The sequence below is a fragment of the Paraburkholderia caffeinilytica genome, assembly GCF_003368325.1.
GTDB classification, from domain to species: Bacteria; Pseudomonadota; Gammaproteobacteria; order Burkholderiales; family Burkholderiaceae; genus Paraburkholderia; species Paraburkholderia caffeinilytica.
In genome coordinates this window covers 781,951-802,657 of the sequence record NZ_CP031467.1, presented here as the reverse complement: position 1 = coordinate 802,657, position 20,707 = coordinate 781,951, and the positions used below count along the sequence as shown (strand labels likewise).

Annotated in this window: 16 protein-coding genes; 9 read left to right on the top strand and 7 right to left on the bottom strand. The window is 62.8% G+C overall.

Annotated elements, in window-relative coordinates:
• Positions 1-24: 24 nt before the first annotated feature.
• Complete coding sequence (locus DSC91_RS19515; protein ID WP_175171785.1) at positions 25-789, bottom strand: TetR/AcrR family transcriptional regulator; 765 nt, start codon at positions 787-789, stop codon at positions 25-27.
• Positions 790-1,091: 302 nt separating this feature from the next.
• Here DSC91_RS19515 and DSC91_RS19510 point away from each other — a divergent pair, with 302 nt between their 5' ends.
• The 8 genes from DSC91_RS19510 to DSC91_RS19475 all read left to right on the top strand — a co-directional run bounded on the left by DSC91_RS19510 (position 1,092) and on the right by DSC91_RS19475 (position 11,069).
• Positions 1,092-2,372, top strand: coding sequence for a Zn-dependent hydrolase (locus tag DSC91_RS19510; protein WP_115780460.1), 1,281 nt, complete (start codon positions 1,092-1,094; stop codon positions 2,370-2,372).
• 142 nt (positions 2,373-2,514) lie between these two features.
• Positions 2,515-3,864 (top strand): NAD(P)-dependent oxidoreductase, encoded by a 1,350-nt coding sequence (locus DSC91_RS19505; RefSeq protein WP_115780459.1) that lies wholly within the window; start codon positions 2,515-2,517, stop codon positions 3,862-3,864.
• A 103-nt stretch (positions 3,865-3,967) separates the two neighbouring features.
• Positions 3,968-5,302 (top strand): NAD-dependent dihydropyrimidine dehydrogenase subunit PreA, encoded by a 1,335-nt coding sequence (gene preA / locus DSC91_RS19500; RefSeq protein ID WP_115780458.1) that lies wholly within the window; start codon positions 3,968-3,970, stop codon positions 5,300-5,302.
• Between the two features lie 118 nt (positions 5,303-5,420).
• Entirely contained in the window at positions 5,421-6,932 is a 1,512-nt protein-coding gene (locus DSC91_RS19495; RefSeq protein WP_115780457.1) for an NCS1 family nucleobase:cation symporter-1, read from the top strand.
• Between the two features lie 75 nt (positions 6,933-7,007).
• Entirely contained in the window at positions 7,008-8,459 is a 1,452-nt protein-coding gene (gene hydA / locus DSC91_RS19490; RefSeq protein WP_115780456.1) for a dihydropyrimidinase, read from the top strand.
• 354 nt (positions 8,460-8,813) lie between these two features.
• Complete coding sequence (locus DSC91_RS19485; protein WP_115780455.1) at positions 8,814-9,596, top strand: amino acid ABC transporter substrate-binding protein; 783 nt, start codon at positions 8,814-8,816, stop codon at positions 9,594-9,596.
• A 22-nt stretch (positions 9,597-9,618) separates the two neighbouring features.
• The gene (locus tag DSC91_RS19480; RefSeq protein WP_115780454.1) at positions 9,619-10,296 is read left to right on the top strand and encodes an amino acid ABC transporter permease; all 678 of its coding nucleotides are present in this window, start codon (positions 9,619-9,621) and stop codon (positions 10,294-10,296) included.
• On the top strand, positions 10,296-11,069 hold the full coding sequence (locus DSC91_RS19475; RefSeq protein ID WP_115780453.1) for an amino acid ABC transporter ATP-binding protein: 774 nt from the start codon (positions 10,296-10,298) through the stop codon (positions 11,067-11,069). Before DSC91_RS19480 ends, DSC91_RS19475 begins: the two co-directional genes overlap by 1 nt.
• A 389-nt stretch (positions 11,070-11,458) precedes the next feature.
• On the opposite strand, the gene leuA is transcribed toward DSC91_RS19475, so the two are convergent.
• The 3 genes from leuA to DSC91_RS19455 all read right to left on the bottom strand — a co-directional run bounded on the left by leuA (position 11,459) and on the right by DSC91_RS19455 (position 15,335).
• Positions 11,459-13,177, bottom strand: a complete 1,719-nt coding sequence (gene leuA, locus DSC91_RS19470) for a 2-isopropylmalate synthase (RefSeq protein WP_115783354.1) — start codon at positions 13,175-13,177, stop codon at positions 11,459-11,461.
• 438 nt (positions 13,178-13,615) lie between these two features.
• Entirely contained in the window at positions 13,616-14,494 is an 879-nt protein-coding gene (locus DSC91_RS19460) for a class I SAM-dependent methyltransferase (RefSeq protein WP_115780452.1), read from the bottom strand.
• 217 nt (positions 14,495-14,711) lie between these two features.
• A complete protein-coding gene (locus DSC91_RS19455; RefSeq protein ID WP_115783352.1) occupies positions 14,712-15,335 on the bottom strand; it encodes a cadmium resistance transporter in 624 nt (207 codons plus the stop codon).
• A 264-nt stretch (positions 15,336-15,599) separates the two neighbouring features.
• Here DSC91_RS19455 and DSC91_RS19450 point away from each other — a divergent pair, with 264 nt between their 5' ends.
• Positions 15,600-16,175 carry a hypothetical protein gene (locus tag DSC91_RS19450; RefSeq protein ID WP_115780451.1) on the top strand — a complete coding sequence of 192 codons (576 nt, stop codon included), beginning with the start codon at positions 15,600-15,602 and terminating at the stop codon, positions 16,173-16,175.
• Between the two features lie 183 nt (positions 16,176-16,358).
• Here the strand turns inward: DSC91_RS19450 and DSC91_RS19440 are convergent, their stop codons facing one another.
• The 3 genes from DSC91_RS19440 to DSC91_RS19430 form a co-directional block, all read right to left on the bottom strand.
• Entirely contained in the window at positions 16,359-18,230 is a 1,872-nt protein-coding gene (locus DSC91_RS19440; RefSeq protein ID WP_115780450.1) for a glycosyl transferase family 1, read from the bottom strand.
• 258 nt (positions 18,231-18,488) lie between these two features.
• The gene (locus DSC91_RS19435; RefSeq protein ID WP_115780449.1) at positions 18,489-19,793 is read right to left on the bottom strand and encodes a DUF3443 domain-containing protein; all 1,305 of its coding nucleotides are present in this window, start codon (positions 19,791-19,793) and stop codon (positions 18,489-18,491) included.
• 54 nt (positions 19,794-19,847) lie between these two features.
• Complete coding sequence (locus tag DSC91_RS19430; RefSeq protein ID WP_115780448.1) at positions 19,848-20,309, bottom strand: DUF2844 domain-containing protein; 462 nt, start codon at positions 20,307-20,309, stop codon at positions 19,848-19,850.
• Positions 20,310-20,707: the final 398 nt, after the last annotated feature.

The window sequence follows — 20,707 nt, the reverse complement described above, 5'->3', positions numbered from 1 at the left end:
TTTGAAAAACGCAGCCGGGCTTTTTCATCTCGACGGGTCCGTGCCTTCTTCGTGCTGCGCCGGCGACACCGCCCCACACGCACGAATCACCAACTGCACGACTTCCTCCGTCGTTGCTTCGAACGCCTTCTGCGTCAGCGCCCGTTTGCCTTTGAGCGCGCGAATCTGCGCGTCGAAGTCGGCGTAATGCTGGGTGGTCGCCCAGATCATGTACATCAGCGTTTGTGCATCCACCGGCGCCAGCAGCCCGCGCGCGATCCAGCCGTCGATCACCTTCACCCGGCTGTCCAGCCACGGCTTCACGCGCCCGGTGAGAATGTCCTCCATATGTTCCGCGCCGTGAATGATCTCGCTCGCCCACACCTTCGAACCTAAAGGCCGGCGACGCGACAACTCCATTTTCGCGCGTACATATCCGCCGATCGCTTCGACAGGATCGTCGCTGCATTCGAACGTATCCGCCGCGCGATGCCAGTCTTCGAACAGGTCTTCCAGCACGCGCCGGTACAACGCGAGTTTTGTCGGGAAGTAGTAATGCAGGTTAGCTTTCGGTAAGCCGGCGCGCTCCGCGATCATCGCCGTGCTGGTGCCGTCGAGTCCTCGCTCCGCGAAAACCGCTTCGGCGCATGCCAGTAAATGCGCTTCGTTCGACTCGCGAATGTGCGCCTTGCGCCGCCGCAAAGGTGCGCGCGTTTCGTCCTGGGTCTCGTCGTTTTCCGTGATGTCGGCAGCCACGTTGTCGTCTCTCATGTTGGCCTTCAACGGCATGTGTGCCGCGTCGCGCTTCATTCTAGTCGTTTGAGCGCGGATGGACACGCGCATTCGAGGCGATCGAAAAATGCGTGCTGCGGTGCAATGGCACGCTTCTCGCTATGTTTCCTGCCGTACGAAAGGTATTGATTTGGCGGGCTAAATCGTCTACAACCTGTCCAACTGGACAGGATTGAGAGAGCGGGGGATGCCCCAGGGTTTGCCCTCTCTATGAGAGGCGATCGAAGGCATCGAGTGTGCACTGCCGCTGTGCGGCCACGCCCCAAAACCCGCCGCCCTTGCACCAGTTTCATGTCGGTTCACCGAAAGGAGCGAGACGAATGAACGCGGTATCCGAAGCGCTGAAGCACTCCGAACCCGCTACGTCGATCAAGGTCGACGGCAAGCGGCTGTGGGACAGCCTGATGACGATGGCGAAGATCGGCGCGACGCCCAAAGGCGGTGTTTGCCGATTGGCGCTGACCGACCTCGACAAACAGGGGCGCGACCTGATCGTCAGTTGGGCGAAGGAAGCCGGTTGCACAGTCAGTGTCGATCAGATGGGCAATGTGTTCATGCGGCGCGCCGGGCGCAATCCCGATGCGTTGCCGGTCATGACCGGTTCGCATGCCGACTCGCAGCCGACCGGCGGCCGCTTCGACGGCATCTACGGCGTGCTCGGCGGACTCGAAGTGATCCGCAGTCTGAACGATCACGGCATCGAGACCGAACATCCGGTTGAAGTGGTGATCTGGACCAACGAGGAAGGCTCGCGCTTCGCTCCCGCCATGGTCGCCTCGGGTGTGTTCGCCGGCGTCTTCACGCTGGACTACGGCCTCTCGCGCAAGGACGTGGAGGGCAAGACCATCGGCGAGGAACTCGAGCGCATCGGCTATGCGGGCGATCTGCCGTGCGGCGGCCGTCCCTTGCATGCCGCGTTCGAATTGCACATCGAACAAGGGCCGATTCTCGAAGCCGAGCAAAAAACGATCGGCGTGGTTACCGATGCGCAAGGTCAGCGCTGGTACGAAATCACGCTGACGGGACAGGAGGCGCACGCGGGGCCGACGCCCATGCCGCGCCGTCGCGATGCGTTGCTGGGTGCCGCGCGCGTGGTCGATCTCGTCAATCGCATCGGACTGGACAACGCGCCGTTCGGCTGCGCGACGGTCGGCATGATGCAGGTCTATCCGAACTCACGCAATGTGATTCCAGGCCGCGTGTTCTTTACCGTCGACTTCCGTCATCCGGATGACGCCGTGCTCGCGAAGATGGATGCCGCGCTGCGCGAGGGTGTCGCGAAGATCACGAGCACGATCGGTCTGGAAACCGAGCTCGAGCAGATCTTTTACTACGCGCCGGTCGCTTTCGACGAAGCCTGCGTGAAGTCCGTACGCGCCGCGGCCGAACGCTTCGGCTATCCGCATCGCAACATGGTGTCCGGTGCGGGACACGATGCCTGCTATCTGTCGCAAGTCGCGCCGACTTCGATGGTGTTCGTGCCGTGCGTCGACGGGATCAGTCACAACGAGATCGAGGACGCGACCTTCGAATGGATCGAAGCGGGCGCGAATGTCTTGCTGCACGCCATGCTCGAACGAGCGTGCGAGCCGGTTTCATAGCGCTTTAGCGGTAGCGGTTGTAGTTGCGGGTTTTGGGTGAATCCCCAGCCTCACCGTAGTGCCCATAAAACAAGCCGTCCCGGCCCCGCTTCAGCGCAGCCGGCAGGACCGGCTACGTCCTCATATCGAAGAAGGAACGTGTATGGCCATCAAGCAAACCGGCGATATTGCGGCGCACCGCCTATCGGCCGATCAACTCTCGTGCGAGTTCTCCGATATCGCGCCGTTGCTCGACGCGAGTGCCGCGGCCGCGGCGGCGAGCCGCTGTCACTACTGTTACGACGCGCCGTGTGTGAACGCGTGTCCGACGCAGATCGACATTCCCAGTTTCATCCGCAAGATCGGCAACGGCAATCTGAAGGGCGCGGCCGTCGATATTCTGTCGGCGAATCCGATGGGCGGCATGTGCGCGCGCGTCTGCCCGACCGAGATTCTGTGCGAGGGCGCATGCGTGCGCAACCATCAGGATGCAAAACCGGTGGCGATCGGCGCGCTGCAACGTCACGCGACCGATTGGGCGATGGCGCGCGGCGAGGCGTTGTTCAAACGCGCGGCTGAAACGGGCCGGCACGTCGCGGTGGTCGGCGCGGGACCGGCCGGACTTGCCTGTGCGCATCGGCTTGCATTGGCCGGCCATAACGTGACCGTCTATGACGCCCACGAGAAAGCGGGCGGCCTGAACGAATACGGCATCGCTGCCTACAAGACCGTCGACGATTTTGCGCAGCGCGAAGTGGCGTGGCTGTGCTCGATCGGCGGCATCGAGATCAGGCACGGCGTGGCGTTAGGACGTGAGGTGGATCTCGACGCGCTGCGCAAGCAGCACGACGCGGTCTTCCTCGCGATCGGCCTCACGGGCGTGCGCGCCTTGGCGATGGAAGGCGAGGACCTGAGCGGCGTGATGAACGCAGTGGACTTCATCGAACAGGTGCGGTCCGCAAGCGACTTCGGCACGGTGCCGGTGGGCCGCCGGGTCGTCGTGATCGGCGGCGGCAATACGGCAGTAGATGCCGCCGTGCAAAGTCACAAGCTCGGTGCGACGTCGGTCACGATGGTGTATCGCCGCGGTGTCGAATCGATGAGCGCGACCTGGGCCGAGCGCGACTTTGCGCAGACCAGCGGCGTCACGCTGGTCACGCACGCAACGCCGACGCGTTTGATCGGAGAAGACGGCGTGGTCACCGGTGTCGAATTCGAACGCGCGTCGGGCGATGGCAGTCACGAGCGCTTCGTGGTCGAAGCCGATATGGTGCTCAAGGCAATCGGGCAGACGCTGGTGCCTGTGGGCATCGAGCGTGAACTGTTGACGCTGGACGGCAGCCGCATCGCGGTGGATGCAAACGGACAAACCTCGTTGCCCGGCGTATGGGCGGGGGGCGATTGCGCGGCGACAGGCGGAATCGATCTGACGGTACAGGCGGTGCAGGACGGCAAGATCGCCGCCGCCGCGATTGACGCTCAGTTCGCCCGCACAGCCGTCAAAGCCGCCTGAGTGGCTCCAGCAACTTAAGCGGCTCAAGACACTTAAGCCGCTCAAGCCACTTAAGCCACGCATTCAACCAGACAACAAAACAGCAGTCCCCAAGGAGCCGAACATGGCCGATCTGCGCTGTACGATTGCCGGCATCACGTCGCCGAATCCTTTCTGGCTCGCCTCCGCGCCGCCGACCGACAAAGCCTATAACGTGAACCGCGCGTTCGAAGCGGGCTGGGGCGGAGTCGTATGGAAGACGTTGGGCCTTGACCCGCATGTGGTGAACGTCAGTTCGCGCTACGGCGCAGTGCAATGGAACGGCCAGCGCATCGCCGGCCTGAACAATATCGAACTGATCACGGACCGTCCGCTCGACGTCAATCTTAAGGAAATTACCCAGGTCAAACGCGACTGGCCGGATCGCGCGATGATCGTTTCGCTGATGGTGCCGTGCAACGAACGCGACTGGAAGTGGATCTTGCCGCTCGTCGAGGATACCGGCGCCGATGCGGTCGAACTGAATTTCGGCTGCCCGCACGGCATGAGCGAGCGCGGCATGGGCGCGGCGGTGGGCCAGGTGCCCGAGTACGTCGAAATGGTGACGCGCTGGGTCAAGGAAGGCACGAAGCTGCCGTGTCTCGTCAAACTCACGCCGAATATCAGCGACATCCGCCTCGGCTCGCGTGCGGCCTACAAAGGCGGTGCGGATGGCGTGTCGCTGATCAACACGATCAACTCGATCGTCGCGGTGGACCTCGACGCGATGTCGCCATTGCCGATGGTCGACGGCAAAGGCACGCACGGCGGCTATTGCGGCCCGGCGGTGAAGCCGATCGCGCTGAACATGGTGGCCGAAATCGCTCGAGACGTGGAAACGCCGAACCTGCCCATTTCCGGCATCGGCGGTATTTCGACGTGGCGCGATGCGGCCGAATTCATGGTGCTCGGCGCGGGCAGCGTGCAGGTCTGCACGGCGGCGATGCACTATGGATTCCGCATCGTCGCCGATCTCGCGGACGGTCTTTCGAACTGGATGGACGAAAAAGGCTACGCGACGCTCGACGACATTCGCGGCCGCGCCGTGCCGAACGTCACCGACTGGAAATACCTGAACCTCAAATACGACATCAAGGCACGCATCGACCAGGACAAATGCATCCAGTGCGGCCTCTGCCATATCGCCTGCGAAGACACCGCTCATCAGGCGATCATGAAAGAAAAAGATGGCGTCCGGCATTTTGAAGTGATGGACTCCGAATGTGTCGGCTGTAATCTGTGCATGCATGTGTGTCCGGTCGAGCAGTGCATCACGATGGAGCGGGTGGACAGCGGCGAATACGCGAACTGGACCACGCATCCGAACAACCCTTCACGGGTGGATGCCGGTGGGAGCGACAAGACGGACGCGGCGCAAATCGCCGAGCCTGCTCATGCGCACGCCGTAAAAGCAGCCTGAAACATGAGCGGTCTGTGAGAAAGGAAACAAAGCGCTTGTACTGAACCTGTAGTTTTCCCCAAGGCCTGACGCGCCATCAGAAGCCGCGCGGGCCTCAACGATCAGTGGAGATCTTTCGATGAAGCAGACAGCGCAACCCGTCGATCCGCAGTTCGCGGCCGGCGCGCAGGGCAGCAGTCTTTACAACGACGACCTTGCGCCGACCGGCGTCGTGCAGCGCACGTGGCGGTGGTATCACTTCGCCGCGCTGTGGGTGGGGATGGTGATGAACATCGCCTCGTACATGCTCGCGGCCGGTTTGACGGAGGAGGGCATGTCGCCGTGGCAGGCGGTGGCGACCGTGTTGCTTGGCAACCTGATCGTACTGGTGCCGATGTTGCTGATTGGTCACGCGGGCGCGAAGCACGGCATTCCCTATGCGGTGCTGGTGCGCTCCTCCTTCGGCGTGCAAGGTGCGAAATTGCCGGCGATGCTGCGGGCGATCGTCGCGTGTGGCTGGTACGGCATTCAGACATGGCTTGGCGGCAGCGCGATCTACACGCTGCTGAACATTCTGACCGGCAATGCGCTGCACGGCGCGGCCTTGCCGTTCCTCGACATCTCGCTAGCGCAGCTCGCATGTTTCCTCGTGTTCTGGGCGCTGCAGATCTACTTCATCGTGCACGGCACCGATTCGATTCGCTGGCTCGAAAGCTGGTCCGCGCCGATCAAGATCGTGATGTGTATCGCGCTGGTCTGGTGGGCCACCTCGAAGGCGGGCGGTCTCGGCTCGATGTTGTCGGCGCCGTCGCAATTCGTGGCGGGCGGCAAGAAGGAGGGCCTGTTCTGGGCGACGTTCTGGCCCGGCCTCACGGCGATGGTGGGCTTCTGGGCGACGCTCGCGCTGAATATTCCCGATTTCACGCGCTTTGCCAAAACGCAGCGCGACCAGGTCATCGGCCAGTCGATCGGTTTGCCGGTGCCGATGGCCTTGCTCTCGGTGATCTCCGTGGTGGTGACGTCGGCGACCGTGGTGATCTACGGCAAGGCGATCTGGGACCCGATCGATCTGACGAGCCGCATGACGGGCATCGGCGTCGGCCTTGCGCTGATCATCCTGACGCTGGATACGATGTGCTGCAATCTCGCCGCGAATCTCGTCGGGCCGGCCTATGATTTTTCGAGCCTGTGGCCGAAGGGCATTTCGTATCGCGTCGGCGGCATGATTACCGCGACCATCGCCATTGTGATGATGCCGTGGAAGATTCTCGCCACCACGCAGGGCTATATCTTCACGTGGCTGGTCGGCTACTCGGCCTTGCTCGGCCCGGTGGCGGGCATCCTGATGGTCGACTACTTCCTGATTCGCGGCACGCGGCTGGATCCGCGCGAGCTGTTCGACGAGCATGGCGAGTACAGCTACACCGGCGGCTGGAATATCGGCGCGGTGGTGGCGCTCGTGATCGGCGTGCTGCCGAATTTGCCGGGCTTCCTGCACACCGCGTTTCCGGCATCGTTCCCGAATGTGCCGGCGATTTTCAACACACTCTATACCTATGCATGGTTTGTCGGACTCGCGTTGGCGTCGATCGTATACAGCGCGTGGATGAAGCTGAGCAAGGGACCGAGCGCGCGCGTGGCGAGTGCCTGAGTGTGTCCATACGCCACGCGCGAAGCGAAAGAAGTACGTAGCACCGAAACCAGCAGTTCATAAGGAGGCGGCAACATGACGACCCTGATTCGCGGCGGCACGATTATCGACGCGGAGAACACGTATCGTGCGGACGTGTTGTGTGCGGACCCTCAGGACGGTGGCACGATCCTGCAGATCGGAGCGGACCTGGAGGCGCCGGCCGGCGCCACGATCGTCGATGCGGGCGGGCAGTATGTGATGCCCGGCGGCATCGATCCGCATACCCATATGGAATTGCCGTTCATGGGCACGACAGCCAGCGACGATTTCTACACCGGCACGGCCGCGGGTTTGTCCGGCGGCACGACCAGCATCATCGACTTCGTGATTCCGAGTCCGAAGCAACCGTTGATGGCGGCCTTCAACGAGTGGCGCGGCTGGGCGGAAAAGGCGTCGGCGGACTACGGTTTTCACGTGGCGGTGACGTGGTGGGACGATTCGGTCTATCGCGACATGGGCACGCTGGTGCACGAACACGGCGTGTCGAGTTTCAAGCATTTCATGGCCTACAAGAACGCGATCATGGCCGACGACGAAGTGCTGGTGAACAGCTTTTCGCGCTCGCTCGAACTCGGCGCGCTCCCCACCGTGCACGCGGAAAACGGCGAACTGGTGTTTCAGCTGCAGCGTCAGTTGCTTGCAAAGGGCTTTACCGGGCCGGAGGCGCATCCGCTGTCGCGGCCGCCGGAGGTGGAGGGCGAGGCTGCCAATCGGGCGATTCGCATTGCGCAGGTGCTGGGCGTGCCGGTGTATATCGTCCACGTGTCCGCGAAGGATGCGGTCGACGCGATCGCCCGCGCCCGCAGCGAGGGCCTTCGGGTGTTCGGCGAAGTGCTGCCGGGCCATCTGGTGATCGACGAAGCGGTGTATCGCGATCCCGACTGGACCCGCGCGGCGGCGCATGTGATGAGCCCGCCGTTCCGTTCCGCGGAGCATCGCGAAGCATTGTGGCGGGGCTTGCAGGCGGGCCAACTGCACACCACCGCGACCGATCACTGCGTGTTCTGTGCGTCGCAGAAGGCAATGGGCCGCGAGGACTTCACCAAGATCCCGAACGGCTGCGGCGGCGTCGAAGATCGCATGGCGGTGCTCTGGCATCACGGCGTGAATTCGGGGCGCCTTACGCCGAATGAGTTCGTGCGCATCACTTCAACGAACGCCGCGCAGATTTTTAACCTGTATCCGCGTAAGGGTGCGGTTCGCGTGGGCGCCGATGCCGACCTTGTGGTGTGGGATCCGAACGCGAGTAAAACGATTTCGGTGAAGACGCATCATCAGAAGGTCGACTTCAACGTGTTCGAAGGGATGACGGTGCAGGGCGTGGCGATGCATACGCTCACGCGCGGCGCGCTGGCGTGGACCGATGGCGAGCTGCGGGCAGTGCGTGGCGCAGGACGCTATCTGAAGCGTCCGCCGAATCCGGCTTACTTCGATGCGATCCGGGTTGCCAACAAACGGAAGGAGCCGCACCCAGTGGAGCGGTAAGCCGTTTGCAATCTGACGGGCGGCCTCGGCGTGCCGCCCGTGCCGCCCGTTTTTCAACGTCGCGCATTCGTCGCGGCGACACCCCTCCCGCGTTTTCCCCGATGGCGCCCGCCACGCGTTCCGTGGTGCGATGCATGCCGCGTCTGCCATATCTGCTGTAGAGTCGCATTCAACGTTACACGAGACGCCTTGGCTGTCCGCTTAGCACGCAAGCGCATATTGATCGGAAACCTGATCCTTTGTAAAAACGCAGACCGTTTGCTACAGTCCGCCCACTCTGCCGGGTCTGACCGTCGGCGGAATGCCGCACACAAAACCATGCAACTGACGTAGCAAATTTTACGGAGCCACCTCATGAAGTCGATTCGTTCCATCTTACTGATCGCGTTGCTGCAAGCGGTGACCCTGAGCCCGGCATTCGCCGCTGACGAACTCGCGCAGATCAAATCCGCGGGCGTGTTCAAGATCGGCACCGAAGGCACCTACGCACCGTTCACGTATCACGATGAATCCGGCAAGCTGACCGGCTTCGACGTCGAGATCGGCACGGAGATCGCGCAACGCCTCGGCGTCAAGCCGCAATTCGTCGAAGGCAAATGGGACGGCCTGATCGCCGGTCTCGACGTGAACCGCTACGACGCCGTGATCAACGAAGTCGCTGTCACCGACGCACGCAAGGCGAAATACGATTTCTCGGACCCGTACATCACCTCGCACGCGGCGCTGATCGTGCGCTCGGACAACACCACGATCAAGACGTTCGACGACCTGAAGGGCAAGAAGTCGGCCAATACGCTGACCAGCAACTTCGGCAAGATCGCGGCCGCGCATGGCGCCGAGGTGATTCCTGTGCAGGGCTTCAACGAATCGGTCGACCTGTTGACCGCGGGCCGGGTCGATGCGACCGTGAACGATTCGCTGTCGTTCCTGGATTTCAAGAAGCACAAGCCGGACGCGAAAGTGAAGATCGCCGCACTCGATACGGCGGCGGATAGCAGCGACAAATCCGCGGTGCTGATTCGCAAGGGCAGCCCGGAATTGCAGGCGGCAATCAATAAGGCGCTCGCGGACATCAAGAAAGACGGCACTTACGCGAAGATTTCGCAGAAGTATTTCGGTAAAGACGTTTCCCAATAAGCGTCATCTGCGAGTCTGAATCATGCCGGCATGGTTGCATCTGATGGCGCAGTCGCTGTGGCCCCTGCTGTACGCGGGGCTTGTCTTTACCGTGCCGCTCACGCTGGCATCGTTCGCGATCGGGATCGTGCTGGCGTTTGTGGTCGCGCTGGTCCGGCTGTTCGGGCCGCGGTGGGCGGTCGCGTGCGTGCGCTTCTACGTGTGGTTGTTTCGCGGCTCGCCGTTGCTGGTGCAACTGTTCGTGATTTTCTACGGACTACCGAACGTGGGCATCGTGCTCGATCCGTTGACGGCGGCGATCATTGGCTTTTCGCTGAATGTCGGCGCGTATAACTCGGAAGTGATCCGCGGCGTGATCGAGTCGATTCCGAAGGGCCAGTGGGAGGCGGCGTACTCGATGGGCATGACGCGCGAGCAGGCGCTGCGCCGCGCGATCTTGCCGCAGGCGGCGCGCGTCGCGCTGCCGCCGCTGTCGAACTCGTTTATCGCGTTGGTGAAGGACACCTCGCTTGCCGCGGTGCTGACGGTCCCGGAGGTGTTTCAGGCGGCGCAGCGGATTGCGTCGGTGACTTATGAGCCGTTGATTCTCTACACGGAGGCGGCGCTGGTTTATCTCGTGTTCAGTTCGGTATTGTCGTCGGCGCAAGTCCGGCTCGAGCGCAAGTTTGGCCGTCACGCACTTTTCCACGCGGGCAACTGATGATTCGACTGGAAAAAATCGACAAGTACTTCGGCGAGAATCGGGTGCTGAGTTCAGTCGACCTGCGGCTCGCTTCGGGTAACGTCACGGCACTGATCGGCCCGTCTGGCAGCGGCAAGAGTACGCTCCTGCGTTGCGTGAATCTGCTGGAAATTCCGGAGGCCGGATTTCTCGAACTGGGCGATCAGCGCCTCGAATTCAGCCGCGACCACAAGCCATCGCGCGAGGCGGTGCTGACGATTCGCCGCCGCACTGGCATGGTATTCCAGAATTTCCAGTTGTTTCCGCATTTGACGGTACGGCAGAACGTCATGGAAGGCCTGCTGACCGTCCAGAAGTGGGACAAGGAAAAAGCGCGGGTACGCGCGGACGAGTTGCTTGAGAAAGTCGGCATTGCCCACAAGGGCGACGCATGGCCCTCGACGCTTTCCGGTGGCCAGCAGCAGCGCGTGGCAATTGCGCGGGCGTTGGCCCCATCGCCGGAAGTATTGTTATGCGACGAGCCCACCTCCGCACTCGATCCCGGACTGGCCGCGGAGGTGGTGGACGTACTCAAGCAGCTCGCCACGGAAGGCATGACCATGCTGATGGCGACGCACGATTTGCGGCTTGCCGCGACGATTGCGCGAGACGTAGTGTTTCTGAACAACGGCGTAGTGATCGAGGCGGGCCCTTCGCGGGACGTCTTCATGAACCCGAGCAAACCGGAAACCGAGCGCTTCGTATCGACGCTGACCCACAGCTTGCCGGACGAATGGACAGAACAGCGCTGACGGGAGCAGCGGGAAAAAACCAGTCAGTCGCCAACCGCCGACATAATAGAACGGAAGAGGGGCGCCGAAGCGCCCCAAAAAAAAACGACAAACAAAAACAGACCACTGGTTTGAAGCAGACTCTTCCGGCGAGCACGCAGTGCAAGTCGGGAGGTATGACTCCCTAGTCACAAGCGCAAGCAGGTGCACGACCACAGATTCCAGATGCACCACTACCCTGTGTGAGCTACGGAGCCCGCTTAGCAGGAGTGGTTTGAGCCGCTTTCTCTTGCTTACTTCTCTTTGCGGCGGCAAAGAGAAGTAAGTGCCTGCCCCGCACAGGGGCGACGCTAATAGACCACAAACAATTCAAGAAAAAGCACCCAACCCAGACCAAGGAAAGGCCAACCTCAAACAGCCACACGCTCCGCGTCATCAGTAAGCGCCACCTCAAAAAACCGCTCCTGCGCAGCAGCATTAACCCGCGCGTAAGCGCGATTAACCCCACTAATCACAGCCCGAATAGAAGCCGTCACCAGATTGGCATCGACGCCAACCCCAAACGCGCTCCCAGCCACATCCGCCCCGGCCATCTCGGCCACGGCAACAGCGCGCGCATCGGCGCCCTGAGTCAAAGCCCGCTCTTCATAGTGCTGAATCCGCACCGGCACACCCATCGCATGCATCAACGCATCAAGCGGCCCATTCCCTTCACCGCTCAGAACGCGCCGCGAGCCATGAATCTCAACGGTCAGCTTGATATGCTCGCGATCGCCGCGCTCGGACAGACTATGTCCGATATAGCGAATCGGTGCAGCACTCTGCACATACTCCTGCTGGAACAATTCCCAGATCTGCGAAGGCGTCACTTCCTGCCCGCTGTCATCGGTATAGCGCTGCACGGCGGAGCTGAAATCGACCTGCAGACGGCGCGGCAAGACAACGCCATAACCCTGCTCGAGCAGATAGGCAATGCCACCCTTGCCGGACTGGCTATTCACGCGAATCACCGAATCATAGGTCCGCCCGAGATCGCTAGGATCGATCGGCATATAAGGCACTTCCCAGACCGCATCCGGTTTCTGCACGGCGAACCCCTTCTTGATCGCATCCTGATGCGAGCCGGAAAACGCGGTGAACACCAGATCGCCGACATACGGATGGCGCGGATGCACTGGCAACTGCGTGCATTCCTCGGCGGTACGCGCGACTTCATTGATGTTCGAGAAATCGAGTTCAGGATCGACACCCTGCGTGTACAGATTCAACGCGAGCGTCACGAGATCGACATTGCCGGTACGCTCGCCATTGCCGAACAAACACCCTTCGACACGATCCGCTCCCGCCATCACCGCCAGTTCCGCGGCAGCCACGGCCGTGCCCCGATCGTTATGCGGATGCACCGAAACGATCAGCGAATCGCGACGCGCGAGATTGCGATGCATCCATTCGATCTGGTCCGCGTACACGTTCGGCGTGGCCATTTCGACGGTAGCCGGCAGGTTGACGATCGCTTTGTGTTCGGGCGTTGGTTGCCAGATGTCGAACACGGCGTCGCATACTTCCTTCGCGAATTCGAGTTCGGTGCCGCTGAACACTTCCGGGCTGTATTGCAGCGTGAAGTGCGTTTCCGGTGCGGCGTCGGCGAGACGCTTCATCGTGCGCGCGGCGTTTTGCGCGAGTTCCTTGACGCCGCTCTTTTCGAGGCCGAACACGATGCGGCGGAATTCCGGCGCGGTCGCGTTGTACAGATGGACGATGGCGCGCGGCACGCCACGCAAGGATTCGAAGGTGCGTTCGATCAGGTCGTCGCGAGCTTGCGTCAACACTTCGATGGTGACGTCGTCGGGGATGTGCCCGCCTTCAATCAACTCACGCACGAAATTGAAGTCGGTCTGCGAGGCAGACGGAAAAGCGACTTCGATTTCCTTGAAGCCGATCTGCACCAGCGTCTTGAACATGCGCATCTTGCGCTGCGCGTTCATCGGCTCGAACAGCGCCTGATTGCCGTCGCGCAGGTCGGTGCTCATCCAGATCGGCGCACGCGTGATGACGCGCGACGGCCACTGGCGGTCGGTCAAATTGATGGGCTTGAACGAGTGGTACTTGGTAGCGGGGTTCTTCAACATTTTCATCATCCTTGGGATCGATCAACCTGGGTGTCGACCGGACGACGAAAAGACAAAGCATGGCCGCCGGTCGGAAACCGGGGCTGGGTCAGTTACTGGGGAATTGAGCGGTGCTTCGGGTGTATCAGATGGAAGCGCGCAGCAGCAGACCTAGCCCGGTAGAGCGGGCTAGTAGTAGCGATGGGGTGGTCTGGGCGCGGTACATAGTGCGCAATAGGAACATATTATTGAGACGTCGTCAAGCGTGGCGCGGCGAAGCGCGCGCCGGCGGGAACGGCATAGCCTGGCCGGCGCGTGCTTGAGTCTGGGCTGGAACTCGTGCTTGAACCCCGGCTGAACCCCGGACCGAACCCCGGACTGAACCCCGGACTGAACCCCGGACTGAACCCCGGACCGAACCCCGGACCGAACCCCGGCTGGCCGCGCCGGTCGTACCTGTCACCGGCGTTTCACGAAGCGCAAGGTCATCCGATCCGATTCGCCGATTGCCGCGTACTTCGCCCGGTCGACGTCGCGGCCTTCATACGTGGGCGGCAGCGACCACACACCGTGCGGATAGTTTTTCGTGTCGCGCGGATTGCTGTTCACCTCGCTTTGTCCAGCCAGTTCGAAACCGGCCGCGCGTGCGTGTTCGATGACATAGGCTTCGGTTACATAGCCGCTGTCGATCGTCTGTTGCAAGGACGTGCCCGGCGCGGCGCGATGTTCTTCGACACCGAGGATGCCACCCGGCTTGAGTGCCGCGTAAAAGGCGCGCAGGTTGGCGTCGATCTGGCCGTCCTTGATCCAGTTGTGGATATTGCGGAAGGTCAGCACCTGGTCGACGCTGCCGTCTGCCGGAAAGCCGCTGAATTGACCCGCTCTCAGCGTGCCGGCCGCCACATTGCCATAGACAGCCGGTGCAGCCGCCAGCTTGCGCGCGAACGATGCCCGGCCAGCCTGCTCTTCCGCCGCCGACGCGGGGTCCGGGCTGTCGTATTGCGCCTCGTACAGCGTGCCGTGGTCGTGCAGATAGGGCGCGAGTATCTCCGTGTACCAGCCGCCACCGGGTGCGATCTCCAGCACGGTTTGCGACGACGTCACGCCGAAGAATTGCAGCGTTTCCTTCGGATGGCGGTAGACATCGCGTGCGCGGTTCTTGTCGCTGCGCTGTGGTCCGGAAATGGCGGCATCGAGCGAAGCGGAATCGGCCGCCGTCGGGGAAGTCGATGCTGTCGGAGCGGCGCAGGCGGCCAGCAGCAGCGCCGCGCTCAGTGCCACGAGCGTGGAACGTAGCGCGCGGGCCTGGGGAGTGGGGTGGGCGTTCATGGCACCCATTATCGGGCGCGATCAGGCAGGAAAGAAATCGCCATTCGGCATAGCGATATGCACCTGCGGTATTAGCCCGGATACGAGGCGCCAATGTGCGCGCCGACGTGCACCTACGTGCCGCCGTAAATGCCGTTGTAAATGCAGCCGTAAGTGCCGCCGAACCGAGCGTTCGCGCGGGCGACGGCCGGTCGTGCTGCGTCGTGCCTCGGTAACCACGTGCGGCTCATATCCCGAACACGATCCGCAGGGTATCGTTCTGCACGATCACCGAGACGCCAATGACCAGCAGGATCAGCGGCAGCAAGGCCGTGCCGTAGCGCCGGATCGGCGCGCCCAGCAACGGATGCTCCACCAGCCATACCGCGCCTGCGCACCAGAGGCCGATCATGGCGACGAACACCAGCGAGATGAGCATGCCCTCGCCATGCGAATGACTCGCGTACAAGGGCACGTAGACGGCGAGATTGTCCGAGCCGTTGGCGACCGCCACGCACGCGACTGTCCACCATGACGAAGCTGCGCCGGCCGCAGTCGGCGTGGCCGGTGAGCGAGTGCTCGCCTCCCGTTCCTGATCCGCGTTGCCGGGGCGAAAACGCGTCCACGCTTTGCTCAGGCCGACGACGATCGGCATGATGCCGAGCAAACCGACATAGCCGGCCGGCAATCGTGTCAATAGGGCAGCGAGCAGAATCGACCCCGCGATCAAGGTCAGCGAACCGGCGAACTGCCCGGCGATCACGCGACGCCGCTGGCCGCCCGTTTCAGCAAGAAAGGCGAGCAGCACGAAAAGGTTGTCGATGTTGGTGGCGGCATACGCCGCGACCGCGAGCAGGGCAAGGCTGAACATGCGGGAAAGCCGGTCAATGCACAGTGGAAAATGCGAATCCGCATCCATGAAGCGGGTACGGGTGAAGAGGCGGCGCGTCACGGACATGGCGGCCGGTCAACACGATGCCGATGCAAGCCGTCGCGGTCAAGCCGTCTCTTTGTCTGGCGCGATGCGCGGTTCGGCAACTTCCCGCGCGATGCCTTGCCATCCCGTGGTCGGCGGCGATGCCGATCGGTCAGCCCGTAAGCTACAATTGCCGACGGCTTGCAAAACGGAACATCAATGAAGATTCGGATTCTCTCTATCGCCTGCGTCACGACCGCTGCCGCGCTGCTGGCGGCCTGCACGGCCGTCTACAAGAACTCGGATGCATGCGAGCAGTTGATGCGAAGCAAGCTGGCCGCCACGTCGCCGGATACGCTGAAGATCGCTCATACGGGCGCCGCTATCGACGGCTCGCGGGTGGTTGTCGAAGGATCGATCGAGCATGTAATGACGGCGTCGGAGGTTGCGGCCGCTTCGGCGGCAGCGGCGGCAGCTTCCGCCGCGAAACTGGCGAATGCGCCTCACCCGGCTTCCGACGCGCGTGCGGCGTCGGCTGTGGAGGGGGCTTCCTCCGTTGCGGCTGCCTCGGGCGTGACGGCTGGAGCGGCTTCGGCTGCGTCGGCCGCTTCGGCAAGCGTCGCCGCGTCGGGAGGCGAGGCAGCTTCGCTCAAACCGGCCAAGCCGAAGAAGATCAACACGGCAGCGGCCGCCGAGTGCACGTTCCACGGGTCCGCGCTCAGCGTATTCAGCTGGTTGGCGCCGGCAAAGTTCGCCACGCCGCCCGATGGCGCTGCCAGCGAAGCCGCGGAGTAAAACCTCGCTCACGACGAGGTTAGCCGGATTTCGCCGGCGCCTCGTCAACTGCGATCTGCGGTCTGCGAACTGCGAACTGCGAACTGCGAACTGCGAACCGCCAACCGCCAACCGCCAACCGCCAACCGCCAACCGCAAACCGCAAACCGCGAATCCCAAACCGCAAACCGCGAATCCCAAACCTCAAGCCGCCCCATCCGCGAGGCGGCTTTTGTTTTCGCGCATCAGCTTCAGCACGCTTTCGCCGAAGGCCTGCGGCCGCCCTTCGAAGCAGCGTTGCACCGCCTGCGTATCGATCAGGTGTTGGCGCAGCGCCGTGCGCTCGTCGTGCTGGTCGATCATTCGCACGGCCGCCGTGATATACGCCTCGACGCTGTCCGTGGTGGTCCACGACGGCATGTCCATGCGTCCGAACAGCGCGCCGTCGATCTGCTCGAACACTTCCGGTCCGCGTTTGCATACGCCTGGCAAGCCGAGCGTCAGTGAATCGACGATACCGTTGGTGTTGCCGAACGGAAACGGGCTGAGGAACAGATCGGACTGGTTGACGCGCGCCAGATACGCGGCGTAGTCATGAAAGTCGTGCACGACGGCGCCCGGCACGGCGCGTGCGATGACATCGCGCAGACGGTCGAATGACAGACCTGACGGCACGCCGCTCATGAAGTGAAACTCGACCGGCGTCGCGGCGCGCGCGCCGATCTCGCGGCACGCATCGAGAAAACCGGGATTGAGTTTCATCGCGCTCGCGGTGATGACGATCTGCAGCGTCTCGCGGCGCGACGGAATCTGCGCGACGATGTCCGGCAGCGCCACGGACGGACGGTACGGTTGCCCGTCTTTCGGCAGCTTCATCAGCCGTTCGCTGAAGCAGGCCGGATCGCCGACATAGTCCTCTTCGACGCTGATGTAGTCGACTCTGTCGGAGTACGTGGTGGCGGGGTGGCCGAGCGCGGCGATCTGCAGCGGCGCGATGCGCAGGTTGGACATGAAAACGGTCAGCACGAACATGCCGACGCTCGGCATGTACAACACGTCCGGCTGCTCGGCTTCGGCAAAGTCGCGAATCGTCTTCAGACACTGGCCGACGTATTCCGGCTGCTCCAGTTCAATGAAACGGTCGAAGATGTTCCGCCCCACTTCGTCGACGGCGTAACCGAAGCCGAAGCCCACGACCTCGAAATGTTCGCGCGCGGCTTCGAGCGTACGCGAGTGCGTGCGGTAGATCGAATGGGCGCCGCTGAACCACTCCAGCACGACTACCATCAAGGGCTTCTTGCGCCGCCGCGGTTTGCCTCGGGCAGGCGTGGGTTTCGCTGCGGGCAGGTCGGCAAGACCGAGTTGTTCCAGCTTGCGGCGCACCAGCACATTGATGTCCTGCTTGATCGCATGCCGCCGGGGCGTGTCGGCATAGCTGCAGAACATATAGGCGTTGTGCAGCACGGCCGATGGCAGCGCGTCGAGGTCGTCGATTTGCCGCAGCTTGCCCGGCAGCCACTCCAGCAGCGCCTCACGCTTGAGATGCGCGTTCGGCGAGCCCTTGAACGCCGGTGCCAGCAACACGAGCGCGAGACAGGCCGCGATGGTTTTGTCGTAGGCCCAGAGCGCGGCGAAGTCGAGTTCCAGTTCGGACTCGGTCGAGTAGAGCACGCATAGCTTCTCGATGAAGCCGTCTCCCGGTAAAAACTGACCGTCTGCCGGGCCGCGGGGATTCAGATGCCGGGAAACGTGGTCCGCATTGCCCGCCGCCGTGACCGAGAACAGCACGCCGATCCATTCATGCAGCGTGAGAAGCAATCTGAAGCACTCGGTGGGCAGCCGGAAATCCGGGTCGGCGAACAACGTCGACGCGGCGCTTGTCAGGCGCGTGCAGAAACGCTGGCGCTGCTCTCCGGCAGACAGGCCGATCATGCCCGAAGCCTGGAAACTTGCGTCCAGTTCGCCGCGCGTGTGCTGCAGGCATGCGAGTGCGGCGATGAGCTGGACCGAGGCCTGAGCGTGCTGTTGCGTATAAACAAGGTGCTCGAAATGGTCGAGTGAAAAGGTGAGGTCCATCGTTTGGCTGTTATTAGATAGGCAGGACTAACGATATCGGGACGACGCTAGCCGGAACGGACGATTATTGCAGTCAGGCCGTATCAAATAAGGCCGCGATGAGAATTTGGGAATTTTCCACGCGGGAAAATCCGAACGGGCTGTGGGATTTATCTGTTTCAGTGCGGAAGTTTGACGTTGGCAGGAGGGCTGCTCGCGCGCGCAATCGAGGCCGCCCAACGCCGCAGTTTGCTTAAGGCGGATGCCGGCATCGAGCACTCAGAAGGCGAAATACGGACCAGGCCCGGCCGACGTCGCACGCGACGCGATCGCCGTGTAGACCCGCCGTCCGAAAAAGAACGACAGGCCCCAGCCGAAGCTGTTGCTGGCGATGCCGGCCAGGTTGTCGAACGCGTTGTTCGACGACGCGAAGAGCGTGCGCGAATTGCCGATCTCGAACGACACCGTGTTCGTCGCGCCATCGGTGCCAACGATCGAGGCGCTCGCTGTTTGCGTCGAGCTTGGGCAGTACCAGTAACCGCATTGCGGCAACTGGTCGCTGTTGAAAAAGAGCGCGTTCGAGCCGCTGTCGACGTAGCTTTGCGCATACGTCCGGCCGGCGCTGGCGGTGACCACATACCCCGTGACCCGATTTGCCTTGACCACGCTTGCGCCGCCGAGCGCGTTGTTCGCCTGAGTGCCGATTCCGAAGATCAGCGAGCCTGACACGCTTACCGCGCCCGCGTCGGCGATCGCCGGCAGGTCGATCACCACGCCGTTGTTGTCGAGCGCGAATCGGCTGACCGGATTGGTGACCTGCTGCGCAAGCGCCTGCGCACTCGCGAGGCAGGCGCCGCTGGTGTCGCAGCTGTAGTACCAGCGGGGCAGCGCCGTATTGACGCAGCCGCCGCCGCAGTCGGCCGAGAACAGGCCGACGCCGAGAATACCGTTGGCGCGCAGGCTCGCGACGCTCAGCATCGACGGGCCCGAGCCGGCGCAGTCGGTCGGCACGTTGGGCAGCGCTGGGTCGGCGATCAGCTGGATCGGGATCGAGGCGGCCAGCTGGCCGGCCATCTGCACGTCCGCGCTGCGCACCGCGCCCCACGCGTAGCCGCCGCCGAACACCGCGCACTCGCCCGTCACGCCGCTGCCGGAAGCCACCGCCGCGAGCGAGAGGCGGGCCGGTAGCGCGGACGCGAGAATCCGCAGTCCGTTCGAGCCGGTGTCGACCTGAATATTGTCGATCGTCGCGCAGTTGCCGGTGCCGGGCTGGCAGACGGTGACGCTGGTTGTCAGCATGTTGCGCGTCAGACCCGGCGCCGTGGTGACCGTGATCGGCTGGACGTTCGGTGTGTTCGATTGCGGGACGGAGGTGGCCGTGCTCGAGACGGCGCCGCCAGCTGGCGTGCTGGCGCCTGATGGGCCGGCCGCGCTCGGACTGCTGGCCGGACTGTCTGCTGCTGTCTGTGACGAGCCGGCGGAGCCGCCGCTACCGCCGCCACAGCCGACGAGCGCCGCGCAGACGAGGAGCAGGGCATGGGGCAAGGCATGAAGCAGGGCATGGAACGGGAAAGCGGTTTTCATGATGGTGTCGGCAATCGATCGTCGAGGCGTTGTTCTCACAGCATGAGCGCGGCGTCAGTGGAAATCGCCGGCTGTGACGCCGGGGGGCAAGGCGGCCGGCAGCCACGCGCGTCCCGCATAGCCGCGCATCGGCCCCCCGGATTCCACGATCACGTCCGGGCGAACCACCCGCGAGGCATGCAGATTGCCGTCCGGCGCGGACGCGGCGGCGCCCGTCCTGTAGGCGTCGGCGTACTTTCCCAGCAGCGCGCGCAGATCCGGCATGGTTGGGCCTTGCCACGTGTAAGCGATGATCTGGCCGCTATTCGTGGCGTACTCGTTGATGGTGGTGCCGGAGTCAGTCAGCGTGCGCAGGCGCAAGGCGCCGTTCAGCAGGGTTTGGGGCGCCGCGGCTGTTGAATTGGCCAGGATGGGCATCGTGCCGCCTAATTCGGCGTGCGCGCCGGCACTGGCGCACAGCAGGGCAGCCAGCATTGCCGGGACGGCAAGAGCCGGTAAGGAAGAAGGATTTGGCATGGCAACCTGTCTCGCAGTGGAGGCGCTCAATCTTTATTGAGACGTTCAATTCAAGATAACACTCAGGTTTCCTGAAGGTTGTCAGGAGGGACGTGCGCCGCTTCAGGCAATCTCGAAAATAGCCTGTGACGAGGATGAAAAGTGTCTTTTAAAACAAGGGTCTGACAATGAAGTAGGGCGTATCTGATTGGTGCTTGGGAAGTGTTGTGGATTGTTAAATCCGCGGCCGAGGGTGAGGATCGCGGTCATGAACCGGCGCTCTTTCCCGTGCCGGAAAGTGTGTCAAGCCGGGGCGATTCGGCGGCCTCGGCGCCGGTCGACTCAGCCCGCGCCATGCCATCCGCGCACCGCTCGATTCATGGGCAAAACCCGGTTTTTGCACATGTCCCGCCGGGATC

What these genes read in the sequence shown, in the direction of transcription:
- hydA (WP_115780456.1), top strand. Translation starts at nt 7,008, where the DNA reads ATGACGACCCTGATTCGCGGCGGCACGATTATCGACGCGGAGAACACG.
- DSC91_RS19485 (WP_115780455.1), top strand. Translation starts at nt 8,814, where the DNA reads ATGAAGTCGATTCGTTCCATCTTACTGATCGCGTTGCTGCAAGCGGTG.
- DSC91_RS19480 (WP_115780454.1), top strand. Translation starts at nt 9,619, where the DNA reads ATGCCGGCATGGTTGCATCTGATGGCGCAGTCGCTGTGGCCCCTGCTG.
- DSC91_RS19430 (WP_115780448.1), bottom strand. Translation starts at nt 20,309, where the DNA reads ATGCCAAATCCTTCTTCCTTACCGGCTCTTGCCGTCCCGGCAATGCTG.
- DSC91_RS19460 (WP_115780452.1), bottom strand. Translation starts at nt 14,494, where the DNA reads ATGGGTGCCATGAACGCCCACCCCACTCCCCAGGCCCGCGCGCTACGT.
- DSC91_RS19510 (WP_115780460.1), top strand. Translation starts at nt 1,092, where the DNA reads ATGAACGCGGTATCCGAAGCGCTGAAGCACTCCGAACCCGCTACGTCG.
- DSC91_RS19440 (WP_115780450.1), bottom strand. Translation starts at nt 18,230, where the DNA reads ATGGACCTCACCTTTTCACTCGACCATTTCGAGCACCTTGTTTATACG.
- preA (WP_115780458.1), top strand. Translation starts at nt 3,968, where the DNA reads ATGGCCGATCTGCGCTGTACGATTGCCGGCATCACGTCGCCGAATCCT.
- DSC91_RS19450 (WP_115780451.1), top strand. Translation starts at nt 15,600, where the DNA reads ATGAAGATTCGGATTCTCTCTATCGCCTGCGTCACGACCGCTGCCGCG.
- DSC91_RS19515 (WP_175171785.1), bottom strand. Translation starts at nt 789, where the DNA reads ATGAAGCGCGACGCGGCACACATGCCGTTGAAGGCCAACATGAGAGAC.
- DSC91_RS19435 (WP_115780449.1), bottom strand. Translation starts at nt 19,793, where the DNA reads ATGAAAACCGCTTTCCCGTTCCATGCCCTGCTTCATGCCTTGCCCCAT.
- DSC91_RS19495 (WP_115780457.1), top strand. Translation starts at nt 5,421, where the DNA reads ATGAAGCAGACAGCGCAACCCGTCGATCCGCAGTTCGCGGCCGGCGCG.
- leuA (WP_115783354.1), bottom strand. Translation starts at nt 13,177, where the DNA reads ATGTTGAAGAACCCCGCTACCAAGTACCACTCGTTCAAGCCCATCAAT.
- DSC91_RS19505 (WP_115780459.1), top strand. Translation starts at nt 2,515, where the DNA reads ATGGCCATCAAGCAAACCGGCGATATTGCGGCGCACCGCCTATCGGCC.
- DSC91_RS19475 (WP_115780453.1), top strand. Translation starts at nt 10,296, where the DNA reads ATGATTCGACTGGAAAAAATCGACAAGTACTTCGGCGAGAATCGGGTG.
- DSC91_RS19455 (WP_115783352.1), bottom strand. Translation starts at nt 15,335, where the DNA reads ATGTTCAGCCTTGCCCTGCTCGCGGTCGCGGCGTATGCCGCCACCAAC.